This is a genomic window from Blautia sp. BIOML-A1 (genome assembly GCF_009883055.1).
Lineage (GTDB): Bacteria > Bacillota > Clostridia > Lachnospirales > Lachnospiraceae > Blautia_A.
In genome coordinates, this window is record NZ_WWVR01000004.1 from 79,077 (window position 1) to 93,376 (window position 14,300).

Consider the following 14,300-nt stretch of genomic DNA (forward strand, 5'->3'; position numbering starts at 1 on the left):
CGTGGATAACGGAATGAACAGTAACGAGTTTTCTGTATAAAAAAATTCCGAACATCATGAAATTTAAGAAATTATTCAGAAAATAGTAATATTATTATGTGAAAATGTTTTTAGATGTTTTTAGTAAAGGCAGGTGAATAAGTAATGGATAATATATTGAAATATCTGGAAAAGACAGCTGAGAGATTTCCTGATAAAACAGCAGTGGATGATGGGACAGTACAGTTTACCTATCAGGAACTTCTGGATAAGGCGAGACACTTTGGCCTTTCTTTTCTGGATAAGACAATGCCGGGAAGACCTGTTGCAATCCTCAGAGAAAAAAGCTCAGAGGTCCTTGCAGCTATGTTTGGTATAGTCTATGCCGGATGCTTTTATGTAATGATCGATCCGGAGCAGCCACTGGAGAGACTGAAGGATATCTTAAGTGTCCTCAAGACGGATCTGGTGCTTACAGACAGTACATATAAAAACCAGCTTGAGGATGCCGGTTATCAGGGAGAAATTTATCTTCTGGATCAGGAACGTACAGAGGCATCTCTTACAGAACAGGATGTCGAGAAGCTGATGGAGAGACGTTCTACGGCGGACAGTACAGATCTTCTGTATGGAATTTTTACCTCAGGTTCTACAGGCAAACCGAAGTGTGTGGCAGTCAGCCAGCAGGCCGTGATAGATTTCATTGGTCATTTTACAAAGCAGTTTGAGATCACAGACCAGGATCGTATTGCGAATCAGGCACCGTTTGACTTTGATGTTTCTGTAAAGGATATTTATTCTGCGATCACGACAGGAGCAACACTGGTACTGGTACCGAAGCGTCTGTTTTCTCTTCCGCCGAGGCTTCTGGATTATCTCTGCGATAAGAAGGTGACCGTTATGGTATGGGCAGTTTCTGCACTTTGTCTGATTTCTTCCCTCAAGGGACTGAAATATAAGATTCCCGAAGATGCCAGGATCATCATGTTCAGCGGCGAAGTCATGCCGGTGAAACAGATGCGGCTCTGGCAGCAGGCTCTGCCGCAGACAAAATTCATCAATCTGTACGGGCCATCTGAAATTACCTGTAACTGTACCTGGTATCCGGTAGAACGGGAATTTCAGGACGGAGAGGTGATTCCGGCAGGCAGGGCGTTTGACGGAAGAACCGTATTTCTTCTTGATGAGACGGGAGCAGACATCACAGAATCCGGTAAGACCGGTGAAATCTGTGTTGCCGGTGAGTCTCTGGCTGATGGTTATTATCACAACGAAGAGGAAACGGCTCGAAGATTTGTCACAGGAGCAGTTCCGGGCGAAACAGGAAACACAAGATTTTACCGTACAGGTGATCTTGGGTATTTTGGCGAGGATGAGAATCTTTATTTTGCCGGACGAAAAGATTTCCAGATCAAGCATATGGGTCACAGGATCGAACTTGAGGAAATCGAAAGAGCATTTGAGAAGCTTGACGGAGTTTCAAGATGCTGCTGTCTGTTCGATACAAAACGCAATAAGCTCCTGGGATTTTATACCGGTGACATGGATGAGAAGGAAGTTCATCAGGAACTTAAGCGTTTCCTTCCGGTCTATATGATTCCGGCTAAGATCCGCAGGATTGAGGAAATGCCTCTCAACAAAAATGGTAAGATTGACCGTAAATATCTTGCACAGGAGTGGAGCTGATGGAAATGCAGACAAAAGAGCTGCGCAAGGCAGCAGAATTTGGGACACCTTTGTATGTGTTTCATGAAGAAGAATTAAGAGAAACTACCAGGCGTCTTGAGAATACACTGGGAAAGGCGGCAGGTCTCTGTTATGCAATGAAGGCAAATCCGTTTCTTGTAAAAGTGATGGAGCAGCTTGTAGACCGTATCGAGGTGTGTTCCATGGGTGAATTTGCAATCTGCGAGGAGCAGGGCATTGCACCGGGGAAGATATTAGTGTCCGGTGTCCTCAAAAAACCCGGGAAGCTGAATGCGGTTCTGGACAAGTATGGAAATGCGTGTCTGTACACAGCCGAATCCCTGCAGCAGTTTGAACTTCTGAAAACATGGGCAATAGAACATGAACAGGAAATTTCTGTTTTTCCGAGACTGACCAGTGGAAACCAGTTTGGAATGGATCAGAAGACGATAGAGGGACTGATCGAACACAGAGCGGAATATCCGTTTCTCAGGATCCGTGGCATCCACTATTTCTCCGGCACACAGAAGCGTTCTGTCAGCAAAATCCAGAAAGAACTGGAAAAGCTGGATGTTTTTCTCGGTGAACTGAAAGAGAAATACGCATTTGAGCCAGAAGAACTGGAATATGGTCCGGGATTGCCGGTTTCCTATTTTGATCCGTCCAGGGCAGTCGGTGAGGATGGTCTTATGGAGATCGTACAGACACTGGAGCAGATGAAATTCTCGGGAAGGGTCACTCTTGAGATGGGAAGAGCCTTTGCGGCAGACTGCGGATATTATCTTACAAAGATCATGGATGTCAAATCCAGTGATGACAAAAACTACTGCATCACAGACGGCGGGATCCACCAGCTTAATTATGACGGACAGATCAGAGGAATGTATGAGCCGCCGATGGAGATTCTTGCAGAGAAGAGACAGGGAGAAGAGAAGAACTGGACAATCTGCGGAAGTCTCTGTACCGTGAATGACATTATGGTACAGAAGCTGGCTCTTACAGAACCAAAAGAGGGAGATATTCTGGTATTTAAGAAAACCGGAGCCTACTCTTCTATGGAGGGGATGCTGCTGTTTCTGAGCCACAGTCTTCCAAGGATCCTTTTGTATAATGAAGAAGAAGGATTCAGACAGATAAGAAAAGCTTATCAGACTTATAAATGGAATATGGAGGAAAACTAATAATGGAAACTTTACTTGAGATTTTAAATGATATTGATGATACTGTAGACTGGGAAAACGAAACTGCTCTGATCGATGACCGTATTCTGGATTCCTTTGGTGTGATCAGCCTGATCTCTGAACTGGAAGATCAGTTCGAGGTTGAGATTGATGCATCCGAGATCGTTCCGGAAAACTTTAACTCCGCAGATGCCATGTGGAAGATGATCCAGAGATTACAGGAGAATTAATATGGGTCTGGCATATCATACAGAGTTATATCTGTTTGTATTTTTGCCGTTGGTAGTTCTCGTATATCATTTTTCATCACAAAAGATGCGCAGAGCAGTTCTGATCCTGGCGGGATATCTTTTTTTCTGGTCCTTCAGCCGGTGGATGGTGCTATATCTGATCGCTGTTTCAGGACTGATCTACGGCGCAGGGCGTTGGATGGAGCACCTAAAGGAAACTGGCAGAGCCAGGGCTAAGGAGTTTCATTCCAAAGAACGTTCTGCCATAAAAAAACAGTACAAAGCAAAAGAAAAGAGAGTACTTATGGCCGGGATCATTATTTTACTTGGAATCCTGGCCTATTTAAAATACTGCAATTTCTTTATTCAGAACATGAACAGAATCGCCATGGCAGCAGGGAAGGACTTTTACCTGGAACCACAGAAGCTTCTTATTCCTATCGGTATTTCCTTTTATACACTTGAGGCAATCGGCTATATGGCCGATGTATACTGGGGCAGGATCAAAGCGGAGCATAACTGGGCGAAGGTGGCACTTTTCCTTGGATTCTTTCCACAGATCATGGAGGGACCGATCAGCAGCTGGAAGGATACAGCAGATGCTCTCTGGGAATGCAGACCGGTTCAGAGCCAGAATCTTGTAAAGGGAATTGTCCGTATTGCATGGGGAATGTTCAAAAAGATCGTGGTTGCAGACAGACTTTCTGTTGTGGTGACAGCGATTTTTGACAGCTATACAGACTATCATGGCGTGATGATCATAGTTGCCGCCATCGCCTATACGCTTCAGCTTTATATGGAGTTTTCCGGCTGTATGGATATCGTTATCGGAAGTGGAAATTTATTCGGCGTAGACCTTCCGGAGAACTTCAGGCAGCCGTTTTTTTCAGGAAATGCTTCAGAATTCTGGAGAAGATGGCATATTACCCTTGGTGCATGGCTTAAAGCCTATGTCTTTTATCCTGTTTCGGTTTCCGGTCTGGTAAAGAAGTGGAATCATTTTGCAAGAAAACATTTCGGGAAATATCTGACCAAGATGGGTATTTTTGCCATGACATTATTCCCGGTATGGATGTGCAATGGCTTATGGCATGGGGCACAGTGGAATTACATTCTTTATGGAATGTATTATTTTGTGATCCTTCTGGCAGGAGAGGCAGTTTCCCCGGTTCGTGAGAAGGTTCTTGACAGATTTCATCTGGACTGTAAGGCGTTGTACTGGAGAGTACCGCAGATTCTGAAGACATGGGTGATCATTTTTACCGGCGAAATGTTTTTCAGGGCAAATGGAGCAGCAGCCGGATTTCATATGTTCCGGAGTATTTTTCATGGATTTGAATTCTACAGACTCTGGGATGGAACACTTCTTGGCCTTGGTCTGAATGCAGCGGATCTTATGGCAGCTGGTTTTGGGATCCTTGTTGTTGCTGTGGCAGATATACTAAAAGAAAGGAAACTGCTGAACTGGGATAAACTGCAGGAAATGAAGTTCCCGGTGCGCTGGATGCTTTATTATGCTCTGATTTTTGCAGTGATAGTATTGGGCGCTTATGGTACGGGTTATCAGCAGGTTGATTTGATCTATGCAGGATTTTAAAGAAAAAAAGCGAACTGTCAAAAAGGCAGCAGTACTCCTGGTGATATTTCTTATTCTGCTTCTTGCTTTGTCTGCTTTCTTTAAAAGTATGGCTCTAAACTATCCAGAGTTTGTACAGTCGAGAAACAGACCCTGGGTCAATATTCAGAGTGAAAGAAATGACAGTATAGATGTACTGGTGCTGGGAGACAGCGAAAGCTATACAACGTTTTCTCCTATGGAGATCTGGCAGCAGGATGGGATTTCTTCCTTTGTCTGCGGACAGACAGGACAGGAAATAGAAGAAACCTATTATATGCTCAAAACAGCTCTTCGTACACAGAAACCAAAGATCGTGGTATTTGAGACAAACAGTATGTTTCAGCCACAGAGTGTTTCTGAGGGAATACAGAAAATGATCGCACAGACAGCAAATTATTATTTGCCGGTATTTCTGCTTCACAGTATGTGGCAGAACTGGGTCATGGGTCCGGAAAAGCAGCAGGTGTATTATAAGGGTTTTGTTGTCCGTGATATAGTGGAACCTTACACCGGCGGAGACTACATGGAAAAGACCGACAGGAAAGAAGAAATATCGCCAATTGTCAGATTTTATATGGACAGGATCGTTAAGATGTGCAAAGAGGAAGGATGCTCTGTGATTCTTTACAGTGCACCGTCTCCACATAACTATAATTATGCAAAGCATAATACTCTGACGGAATATGCAGAGCAGATGGGTGCGGCTTATGTGGATTTCAATCTGATGACAGAGGAACTGGGTATTGACTGGGAAAAAGACAGTCTGGACAACGGCGATCATCTGAATGTTCTCGGGGCAGAAAAGCTGAGCAGATATTTTGGCAGTTATCTGAAACAGAATTATGAGCTGGAAGATCATCGTGGGGAGGCTGAATATCAGTCTTTTGATGATATGGTGGCACAGTATCAGAAAGCCAGAAAAAATGCGGCAAAGAAGATAGAAGTTATTTTGAAATACCTGAGAGAAAAGAAATAAGATTTTAAAGCAAAACAAAAGGACTGGTTTCAGTGAAACCAGTCCTTCATTACGTTAAAGATCTGAATCAGGTCCTCATCAGAGATTACATAAGGAACCATAGAATACATATAATTCAGGAATGGTCGGCAGAATACACCACGCTCATAGGCAAACTGCTGAAATCCTTCGAGAGTCTTCGGATCATGGACTTCTACGCAGGTACAGCCACCCATGACACGAACCTCTTTGATCCGAGGATCACTGAATTTCTCCATTTCCTGGCGGGAAATCTGTTCAATATGGCGGATCTTGCTCATATAATCTTCCCGCTCAAAGATTTCAATGCCCTTGAGTGCGACTGCACATGCAAGAGGATTTCCCATGAATGTCGGCCCGTGCATCAGGGCAAGCCTGTCATCATCACTGTAAAATGCCTGAAAGACCTTGTGATTGGCGACAGTGACTGCATGACCGATATAACCGCCGGTCAGTGCTTTTCCAAGAACCAGAATGTCCGGGAGTACCAGGTCTGCTACGAAGCGGTTGCCGGTACGTCCAAATCCGGTCGCCACCTCATCAAAGATCAGAAGAACATCATATTTATCACACAGTTCTCTGGCACGTTTCAGGAAGGAGATATCATACATCCTCATTCCACCGGCGCCCTGAAGAAGCGGTTCTACAATAAAGCAGTTCAGTTTGTCGTGATAAAGCTCAAAGGCCTCTTCAAGAGCAGGGATTTCCGTTGGAATATGGATAACACCTTCTTTTTTGTCAAAAGCAAAATGATAATCTTCATCGTCTCCAACTTCCATTGCCTTAAATGTATCTCCATGATAGGCATGTTGAAGAGCCAGTACCAAAGGTCTTTTTCTTCCCTGGTTGGTATTGTACTGAAGAGCCATTTTCAGGGAAACCTCTACAGCGACACTTCCGGAATCAGAAAAGAAACAGTAATCCAGATCTCCGGGGAGAAATTCCTGAAGCTTTGCGGAAAGTCTTTCTACAGGCTCATGAGTGAGTCCGCCAAGCATTACATGGCAGAAACGATCGGCCTGCTCTTTGATTGCGGCGGTGAGTTCCGGATGCTTGTAACCGTGGATCATGCACCACCAGGAAGAAATGGAATCGATCAGTTCCTGATCCTTTGTATAGAGATGCACACCCTTGGCATCCAGGATTTTGTAAGGTTCTTTCATAGTTTTCATCTGTTCATAAGGATACCATATCATTTGATCTTCACCTCGTCATAAAGTGCACTCAGCACATCTGCATCTGTTTCAAGTTCTGTGGCATTATCCTGTACCTTTGCAAGCACAGGAAGCCCTGTCATATGTTCACACATGAAAATATTATCATCTTCCATGATATTACCAGGATGGTAATGATTAAAAATAATTCCCTTTAAAGGAAGAGAATGTGCTTTCATGTACTCGGCAGTCAGCACGACACTGTTGATGGTGCCGAGTCCTGCATCTGCCACCAGAATACTGGAAAGCTTAAATTCCCGGATCACGTCTTCAAGCTGGATCCTGCGTTCATCAAAGCAGAGAGGGCAGAGAATTCCGCCACTTCCTTCCATGGTGATAAAATCATATTTTTCTGAGACCTTCAGAAAACCTTCTCGCACAACTGAAAGATCAACAGGATTTCCTTCCACGCGGGAAGCCAGATGTGGTGACCAGGCATTCTCATACACGTACGGACACATTTTATCAAGTGGCTGTGAGATTCCGGACATCTGCTGAACAAAAAGTGCATCACCGGGGATCAGACTTCCGTCTGCTCTGCGGTCATTTCCACTCATGGCAGCTTTATAATAGGCAGGATTTTTGCCAGCCCCGGCAAGTTTTTTTACGATTAGTCCGGCAATAAAAGTTTTTCCGATATCTGTTCCGGTGCCGGTGAGAAAGATTGCTTTGCTCATGATTTACACATCCTTTCGAGATACAGGTTTTACTTGACGTCCAAGATCGGCGAGCATCTGTCGATCACTGCGGATCGTAGCACAGGCAACGGTAGTCAGCATATTGCCGGTGATGGAAGCAGAGGCTCCGGCCTTAAATGCAGTTTCGCCGTCATTGGTAAGAAGGGCACGTCCGGCAGCGAGACGGATATTTGCTTCCGGATTGATATAACGGAAAAATGCAATGGTACGAAGAATATCAGGCTCGGAAAGTTCCGGCAGATGTTCCAGTGGAGTTCCAGGAATCGGCATCAGAGCGTTGATCGGGATGGAATCAATTCCAAGCTCGGCAAGGCTCACTGCCATATCTAGACGGTCTTCCCAGGTTTCGCCCATGCCGATGATACCGCCGGAGCAGGCACACATGCCTTCAGCCTTGACTTTTTTGAGAGTTTCAATCTTCATGTCGTAAGTATGGGTAGTGCAGATGTTCGGGAAATTTCTACGGGAGGTTTCGATATTGTGGTGATAGCTGGTTACGCCTGCCTCATGAAGACGATGAAGCTGTTCAGCAGAAAGAAATCCCATGGAAGCGCAGAGATCGATCTTACATTCTCTGTGCATGGTTTCATAGGCGTGGATCGCCTGGTCAAATTCTTTTCCTGTCAGAGCTTTTCCGGCGGTGACGATGGAAAAACGGTCAACACCTTCAGATTCATTCATCTTACAGGCTTCGAGAATTTCTTCTTCCGGAAGAAAATCGTAAACTTCACAGGAAGTGTGGTGGTGTGCAGACTGTGCACAGTATTTACAGTCTTCCGGACATCTGCCGCTGCGTCCGTTGATGATAGAGCAGAGATCTACTCTGTCTCCGATACATGCTGCACGGATACGGTCAGCACCTTCGCATAATTCATCCAGATCACAGGTGAGAAAGAAGGAAAGATCATCTTCTCGGGTGATTCGACGTCCGTTAATAATTTCTTCGGCTAAAGTAAGTGGGTTCATTTGGCTGTTTCCTCCGTATTTGGTAAAAGTGTATTTGGCATAGAGAGATACTGCATCACAACCGGGCGGACACGTCTTGCAATGACTGCGCCAAGAATGCTTAAGGCAATGTCACCAGGTACTGCAAGAAGGAAGCAGTAAAGGATGAGCGGCCAGATTCCAATCGGTGTGTTGATCACATAGTTGCAGACGATGTAGTAGTAGATCATGCCGCAGGCATAGACGACCATAAGTCCTGCCAGGTTTGCAAAAAGATAGCGAAAAACCGTCTTTTTCTTAAGATGTTCTGCGATACGGCCTGTTACATAGGTTCCGAGACAGAAACCGATGATATAGCCGAAGCTTGGCTTGAAGACATACCACAGCCCGCCGCCTTCAGAGAAGATTGGAAGTCCTGCGAGTCCCAGAAGCATATAGGCAACAACAGAAATGGTTCCACGTCTGGAACCGAGCAAAAGTCCTGCCAGCATAGTAAACAGATACTGGAGAGTAAAAGGAACTACCGGTACAGGAATTTTGATAAAAGCACCCACTGCGATCAGTGCGGTAAAAAGACTACAGTAAATTAGAGTTTTTGTTTTTGACATTTGTAAACCTCCAAATTCTTTATGGTTTACAATTTTAAAGTAAAGCAGGTAAAATGTCAACTTAAAATACAAAATAGTTTACATTTCGATAATGATAAAAAATAAAAAGGACTGTGAATAAAATTCGCAGTCCTCCCTATTTACGGCAACAAAGCCGCCTCTCGTGCATGCCTTACAAATATATCACGAATTCCCTGATATTCACCCAGTCCCTTCAATACAGGACAGACTTCAAATCCGGCGGTCTCAAACTGACAGACCCAGGAATCCGGAGAATCACCGGCCATATCATTGTGTGCATGATCACCGGCAACGATCATAAATGGTGTAACATAGATTCTGGAAGGATGAAATGCAGTTACCTTCCGGACAAGATCCTGGATGGTAGGATCTGCCTCAACAGTGCCGATAAAAATATTCTTGTGTCCGGTGGATTTAAACTTCTCATCAAGTCCGGCATAGACAGAATTGATCTGATGAGTGGTTCCGTGTCCCATAAGCACCAGAGCTTCTGTCTCCTTAAGCTCCGGAAATTCGGAAACCACAGCCTCGATCGCCTGGACTTCATCTTCGGGACAGGCGAGGAGAGGAGTGCCAAAGTCGATCTTATCAAAATTTCCTTTATAAGACAGAACTTCTTCCTTCATAATATTATTCTCTATGCCATCCAGAATATGTGTCGGCTGGATGGTCACTTCCTGGATGCCGTCTGCGATCATCTGCTCCATGGCTTCTTTTACGGTCGGAATGTGAAGCTTATCTCGTTTCATAAGAAGAGAGATGATAAACTTACTGGTCCATGCCCGGTAGATCCGTCGATCCTTAAAAGCATCCGTGATGTCCTGCTCGATCTTTTCGATGGTGGCTTTCCGGGAGGATTCATAGCTGGTGCCGAAGCTCACGACCAGAACTGCCCTGTCTGTCTGCTGATTCATAAAAATGTTCTCCTATTTTATATTTTTCGCGTATGTTCAGATTATACTATAGCCCCCCAAAAAGTTCAATTTTTTTCCAGAAAGCTATTGACTTTTTTACGGAAAAGTAATAACATACTAAACATATCAAAGAGGTATGTTAATAAAACAGGAATACATCATATAAAGAAAGGCGGTAAACACCATGTCAAACATTTATAAAGGAACAGTGGGACTGATCGGAAATACTCCACTGGTAGAGATTACCAATGTAGAGAAGGAACTTGGACTGGAGGCGACGGTTCTTGTGAAACTGGAATACTTCAATCCGGCCGGAAGTGTCAAGGACAGAATTGCCAAAGCAATGATCGAGGATGCTGAGGCAAGGGGAATTCTCAAGGAAGGATCTGTCATCATTGAGCCGACCTCCGGAAATACAGGTATCGGCCTTGCCTCCATCGCAGCAGCGAAGGGATATCGAATCATCCTTACCATGCCGGAGACCATGAGTATTGAACGTAGAAACATTCTTAAGGCATACGGTGCAGAACTGGTTCTGACAGAAGGAGCCAAGGGAATGAAAGGTGCTATCGCCAAAGCAGATGAGCTTGCAAAGGAGATTCCGAACAGCTATATTCCGGGACAGTTTGTAAACCCTGCAAACCCGGCTGCACACAAAGCAACTACAGGTCCTGAGATCTGGAATGACACAGACGGAAAGGTAGATATCTTTGTAGCCGGTGTCGGCACAGGCGGAACTCTTACAGGAACCGGTGAGTATCTGAAAGAACAGAACCCGGATATTAAGATCGTGGCAGTAGAGCCGGCAACTTCCCCGGTACTTTCCGAGGGAAAAGGCGGTCCGCATAAGATCCAGGGTATCGGAGCAGGATTTGTTCCGGAAGTCTTAAATACACAGATTTATGACGAGATCATGCCGATCGATAATGATGTATGCTTTACAACAGCGAAGCTTCTTGCAAAGAAAGAAGGAGTTCTCGTAGGTATCTCCTCAGGAGCAGCCCTGTATGCGGCGATCGAACTTGCAAAGCGTCCTGAGAATAAGGGAAAGACCATCGTAGCACTGCTTCCTGATACTGCTGACAGATATTATTCCACCGCATTATTTACAGAATAAAGGAACACCAGGATTAAAAACTGCAAAAGACGTTCGTGCTTGCACGATAGGGCTTTTGAGTTTGGAACACTCCGTGGTACATAATATAGCAACAGAAAATCAAAAACACAGAAAAGAGGATCAGATTATGAGTGAAAAAATTACAAGAGAGAACAGAAAGTTTAAATTCGAAACACTTCAGCTTCATGTAGGACAGGAACAGCCGGATCCGGTTACTGATGCAAGAGCAGTTCCAATCTACCAGACATCTTCCTACGTATTCCGCAACTGTGATCATGCAGCAGCTCGTTTCGGACTGGCAGATGCAGGTAATATCTATGGCCGTCTGACCAATCCGACAGAGGATGTGTTTGAAAAGAGAATCGCAGCACTGGAGGGCGGTACAGCAGCTCTGGCAGTTGCTTCCGGTGCCGCAGCAATTACTTATACAATTGAGAATCTTGCACAGCAGGGAGATCACATTGTAGCAGCGAAGAACATTTACGGTGGAACAACAAACCTTCTGGAGCATACTCTTCCGGCATATGGAATCACAACAACATTTGTAGATATCTTTAATCTTGAAGAGGTAGAGAATGCGATCCAGGATAACACCAAGGCCCTTTACATTGAGACTCTTGGCAACCCGAATTCAGATGTTGTTGATGTTGAAGCGTGCGCTGAGATCGCTCACAGACATCAGATCCCGCTTGTTGTAGATAATACCTTTGCAACACCTTACCTTGTAAGACCGATCGAATATGGTGCAGATATCGTGGTTCATTCTGCGACAAAATTTATCGGCGGTCATGGAACTACGATCGGTGGTGTGATCATTGAAGGCGGTAAATTTGACTGGGAGGCTTCCGGTAAATTCCCGTCTCTGACAGAGCCAAACCCGAGCTATCATGGAATCAGCTTCACAAAAGCCTGCGGTTCGGCTGCTTTTGTTACAAAGATCCGTGCGATCCTTCTCCGTGATACCGGTGCAACAATCTCTCCGGTAAGTTCCTTTATTTTCCTTCAGGGACTGGAAACACTGTCTCTTCGTGTAGAACGTCATGTAGAAAACGCACTCAAGGTTGTTCAGTATCTGAATAATCATCCTCAGGTGGAGAAAGTACATCATCCGTCCGTGACAGACGATGAGAGCCAGAAAGCTCTGTACAAGAAATATTTCCCGAATGGCGGCGGCTCTATCTTTACCTTTGAGATCAAGGGAGATGCACAGACAGCCAAAGACTTCATTGATAATCTGGAACTGTTTTCTCTGCTTGCAAACGTAGCAGATGTTAAATCACTGGTTATCCATCCGGCAACCACCACCCACAGCCAGTGCACAGAAGAAGAGCTTCTGGATCAGGGTATCAAACCGAACACGATCCGTCTTTCTATTGGAACGGAAAATATCGATGATATCATTCAGGATCTGGATGAAGCTTTTAAGGCAATCCAGTAATTGAAATTTTGTAAAAAAACCAGATATGGTCTCACTGCACTGATGGATCTGGCTGCACAGCCGTCCGACACACCGATATCTCTGAAAAGCATAGCTGAAAGAAATGATATTTCTCTTCAGTTTCTGGAACACATATTTGCCTCGTTTCGAAGAACCGGCATTGTAAAGAGTGTCAAAGGCTCCCAGGGAGGCTATCATCTGGCGAAGACTGCTGACGAGATCACGGTTGCATCCGTGGTGGAGGCCCTGGAGGGAAACTACCATCTTGAAGATGAGGATGTCGTGGCGGAAAACAGCTATAAAGGAATCTCGGATACGATTCAGAAGCTGGTGGTGGATACCGTCAACCAGGAACTCGATCAGATTCTGTCAAATCTGACTTTGGAACAGATGAGCGGATATTATGCCGATCATTATGAAAAACAGGAAATGTACTATATCTGAAACAGAATTGTTCACAGAGCGAACAATAAGAAAGAAACCGGAGATTTCAGGCAATGTCCTGGTCTCCGGTTTCTGATTTCAGAAAGATGACTATGTCAGAAGGAATACCCATGTCTATTAAAAAAATTGCAGAACAGGCGGGAGTATCGATCTCTACTGTCTCCAGAATATTAAACCGACCGGATTATAAATGCTCCATTCCCGGTCTTCGAGAAAAGGTCTGGGCGATTGCCATGAAAATGGATTACGTCCCCAATGAGGCGGCGAGAAACTTAAAGAAAGGAAAACAGTCCAGAGACAGCCGGATCTGGTATATCAATGTACTGATGACAAGAACGGATGAGTCCAGGACGGATCCTTTCTTTACAGAACTTCTCCGCGTGGTGGAGAGTGAGATCCATGAACATAACTGTATTCTCTCAAAAGTGTGGTATATGCCGCTTTTTTCGGATGACCGAAAATGCCGCAGGGAAAATCTTGACCAGATCATCCAGGGAATGTATACTGAGACAGAAGGAAAACAGGATGGACTGATCGTGATCGGTCGGTGTAATCCTCTGGCTCTTAAAAAATTAAATCAGAAATATCGCAGCATAGTATCTGTCAACCGAAATTCTACCAATTATGAGGTGGATGAAGTGCTCTGCGATGGCAGAAAGATTGCCTCCATGGCACTGGAACATCTCATTTCGCTTGGTCACAAAAACATCGGATATGTCGGCAGCTGTCGAAATGAAGAACGATATATGGGGTATCTTGACACCCTTAAGAAATATGATCTGGATGTTGTCCCGGACTATGTTGTCGAGACAGATCAGACGGAGAAAGAAGGCTTTGAAGCCATGGAAAAGCTTCTCAGATCGGATGACTGTCCGACCGGTATCTACTGTGCCAATGATATTACGGCTGTCGGAATGCTGAAATATCTGGGACGCTGCCGGAACCTTTATTTCACACCATCGATCATAGCGAGTGATGATATTGAGGAGGCACAGTATACGAAACCGATGCTGACTACCGTAGGACTTCCAAGAGCAGAAATGGGCAAATTTGCACTTCATCTTCTGCTGGACCGTATGAAGGGCGGGCACAGTGGAGTTGTCCGTATGGAACTGTCAGGACATCTGATGATCCGGAACAGCTGCTCCCATGTTTCTGAGAGTACATGGAGTGATTACTGTATATAAGAGACCAGGAACAAGAAATTTTTGGT

14 protein-coding genes are annotated in these 14,300 nt (G+C 44.8%); 9 read left to right on the forward strand and 5 right to left on the reverse strand.

Going from position 1 to position 14,300, the window contains the following annotated elements; translation table 11 throughout:
- The first annotated feature begins 144 nt into the window (after nt 1-144).
- From GT674_RS03505 to GT674_RS03525, 5 genes are read left to right on the forward strand one after another with little or no spacing between them, the layout of a single operon-like run.
- The gene (locus GT674_RS03505) at nt 145-1,665 is read left to right on the forward strand and encodes an amino acid adenylation domain-containing protein (protein ID WP_161284445.1); all 1,521 of its coding nucleotides are present in this window, start codon (nt 145-147) and stop codon (nt 1,663-1,665) included.
- Entirely contained in the window at nt 1,665-2,846 is a 1,182-nt protein-coding gene (locus GT674_RS03510) for an alanine racemase (protein ID WP_161284446.1), read from the forward strand. The genes GT674_RS03505 and GT674_RS03510 overlap by 1 nt, the downstream gene beginning before the upstream one ends.
- A 2-nt stretch (nt 2,847-2,848) precedes the next feature.
- A complete protein-coding gene (locus tag GT674_RS03515) occupies nt 2,849-3,076 on the forward strand; it encodes an acyl carrier protein (RefSeq protein ID WP_161284447.1) in 228 nt (75 codons plus the stop codon).
- 1 nt (nt 3,077) lies between these two features.
- Nucleotides 3,078-4,673, forward strand: coding sequence for an MBOAT family O-acyltransferase (locus tag GT674_RS03520; protein WP_227239685.1), 1,596 nt, complete (start codon nt 3,078-3,080; stop codon nt 4,671-4,673).
- On the forward strand, nt 4,660-5,670 hold the full coding sequence (locus GT674_RS03525) for an SGNH/GDSL hydrolase family protein (RefSeq protein ID WP_161284448.1): 1,011 nt from the start codon (nt 4,660-4,662) through the stop codon (nt 5,668-5,670). Before GT674_RS03520 ends, GT674_RS03525 begins: the two co-directional genes overlap by 14 nt.
- Nucleotides 5,671-5,699: 29 nt before the next feature.
- Here the strand turns inward: GT674_RS03525 and bioA are convergent, their stop codons facing one another.
- The 5 genes from bioA to GT674_RS03550 all read right to left on the reverse strand — a co-directional run bounded on the left by bioA (nt 5,700) and on the right by GT674_RS03550 (nt 10,088).
- Nucleotides 5,700-6,884, reverse strand: a complete 1,185-nt coding sequence (bioA, locus tag GT674_RS03530; protein WP_161284449.1) for an adenosylmethionine--8-amino-7-oxononanoate transaminase — start codon at nt 6,882-6,884, stop codon at nt 5,700-5,702.
- Nucleotides 6,881-7,579, reverse strand: a complete 699-nt coding sequence (bioD, locus tag GT674_RS03535) for a dethiobiotin synthase (RefSeq protein ID WP_161284450.1) — start codon at nt 7,577-7,579, stop codon at nt 6,881-6,883. Before bioD ends, bioA begins: the two co-directional genes overlap by 4 nt.
- A 3-nt stretch (nt 7,580-7,582) precedes the next feature.
- Nucleotides 7,583-8,566: a biotin synthase BioB gene (gene bioB, locus GT674_RS03540; RefSeq protein ID WP_161284451.1), complete on the reverse strand. Its 984-nt coding sequence runs from the start codon at nt 8,564-8,566 to the stop codon at nt 7,583-7,585.
- The gene (locus GT674_RS03545; protein WP_161284452.1) at nt 8,563-9,153 is read right to left on the reverse strand and encodes a biotin transporter BioY; all 591 of its coding nucleotides are present in this window, start codon (nt 9,151-9,153) and stop codon (nt 8,563-8,565) included. The genes bioB and GT674_RS03545 overlap by 4 nt, the downstream gene beginning before the upstream one ends.
- A 140-nt stretch (nt 9,154-9,293) precedes the next feature.
- Complete coding sequence (locus tag GT674_RS03550; protein ID WP_161284453.1) at nt 9,294-10,088, reverse strand: sirohydrochlorin cobaltochelatase; 795 nt, start codon at nt 10,086-10,088, stop codon at nt 9,294-9,296.
- Nucleotides 10,089-10,272: 184 nt separating this feature from the next.
- Here GT674_RS03550 and cysK point away from each other — a divergent pair, with 184 nt between their 5' ends.
- The 4 genes from cysK (at nt 10,273) to GT674_RS03570 (ending at nt 14,274) form a co-directional block, all read left to right on the forward strand.
- On the forward strand, nt 10,273-11,205 hold the full coding sequence (gene cysK / locus GT674_RS03555; protein WP_161284454.1) for a cysteine synthase A: 933 nt from the start codon (nt 10,273-10,275) through the stop codon (nt 11,203-11,205).
- Nucleotides 11,206-11,332: 127 nt separating this feature from the next.
- Nucleotides 11,333-12,643 (forward strand): O-acetylhomoserine aminocarboxypropyltransferase/cysteine synthase family protein, encoded by a 1,311-nt coding sequence (locus tag GT674_RS03560; RefSeq protein WP_161284455.1) that lies wholly within the window; start codon nt 11,333-11,335, stop codon nt 12,641-12,643.
- Complete coding sequence (locus tag GT674_RS03565) at nt 12,644-13,087, forward strand: RrF2 family transcriptional regulator (RefSeq protein ID WP_161284456.1); 444 nt, start codon at nt 12,644-12,646, stop codon at nt 13,085-13,087.
- Nucleotides 13,088-13,197: 110 nt separating this feature from the next.
- The gene (locus GT674_RS03570) at nt 13,198-14,274 is read left to right on the forward strand and encodes a LacI family DNA-binding transcriptional regulator (protein ID WP_161284457.1); all 1,077 of its coding nucleotides are present in this window, start codon (nt 13,198-13,200) and stop codon (nt 14,272-14,274) included.
- The last annotated feature ends 26 nt before the right edge of the window (nt 14,275-14,300 follow it).

Coding starts and splice junctions, on each gene's coding strand:
- GT674_RS03505 (WP_161284445.1), top strand. CDS start 145: ATGGATAATATATTGAAATATCTGGAAAAGACAGCTGAGAGATTTCCT.
- GT674_RS03510 (WP_161284446.1), top strand. CDS start 1,665: ATGGAAATGCAGACAAAAGAGCTGCGCAAGGCAGCAGAATTTGGGACA.
- GT674_RS03515 (WP_161284447.1), top strand. CDS start 2,849: ATGGAAACTTTACTTGAGATTTTAAATGATATTGATGATACTGTAGAC.
- GT674_RS03520 (WP_227239685.1), top strand. CDS start 3,078: ATGGGTCTGGCATATCATACAGAGTTATATCTGTTTGTATTTTTGCCG.
- GT674_RS03525 (WP_161284448.1), top strand. CDS start 4,660: ATGCAGGATTTTAAAGAAAAAAAGCGAACTGTCAAAAAGGCAGCAGTA.
- bioA (WP_161284449.1), bottom strand. CDS start 6,884: ATGATATGGTATCCTTATGAACAGATGAAAACTATGAAAGAACCTTAC.
- bioD (WP_161284450.1), bottom strand. CDS start 7,579: ATGAGCAAAGCAATCTTTCTCACCGGCACCGGAACAGATATCGGAAAA.
- bioB (WP_161284451.1), bottom strand. CDS start 8,566: ATGAACCCACTTACTTTAGCCGAAGAAATTATTAACGGACGTCGAATC.
- GT674_RS03545 (WP_161284452.1), bottom strand. CDS start 9,153: ATGTCAAAAACAAAAACTCTAATTTACTGTAGTCTTTTTACCGCACTG.
- GT674_RS03550 (WP_161284453.1), bottom strand. CDS start 10,088: ATGAATCAGCAGACAGACAGGGCAGTTCTGGTCGTGAGCTTCGGCACC.
- cysK (WP_161284454.1), top strand. CDS start 10,273: ATGTCAAACATTTATAAAGGAACAGTGGGACTGATCGGAAATACTCCA.
- GT674_RS03560 (WP_161284455.1), top strand. CDS start 11,333: ATGAGTGAAAAAATTACAAGAGAGAACAGAAAGTTTAAATTCGAAACA.
- GT674_RS03570 (WP_161284457.1), top strand. CDS start 13,198: ATGTCTATTAAAAAAATTGCAGAACAGGCGGGAGTATCGATCTCTACT.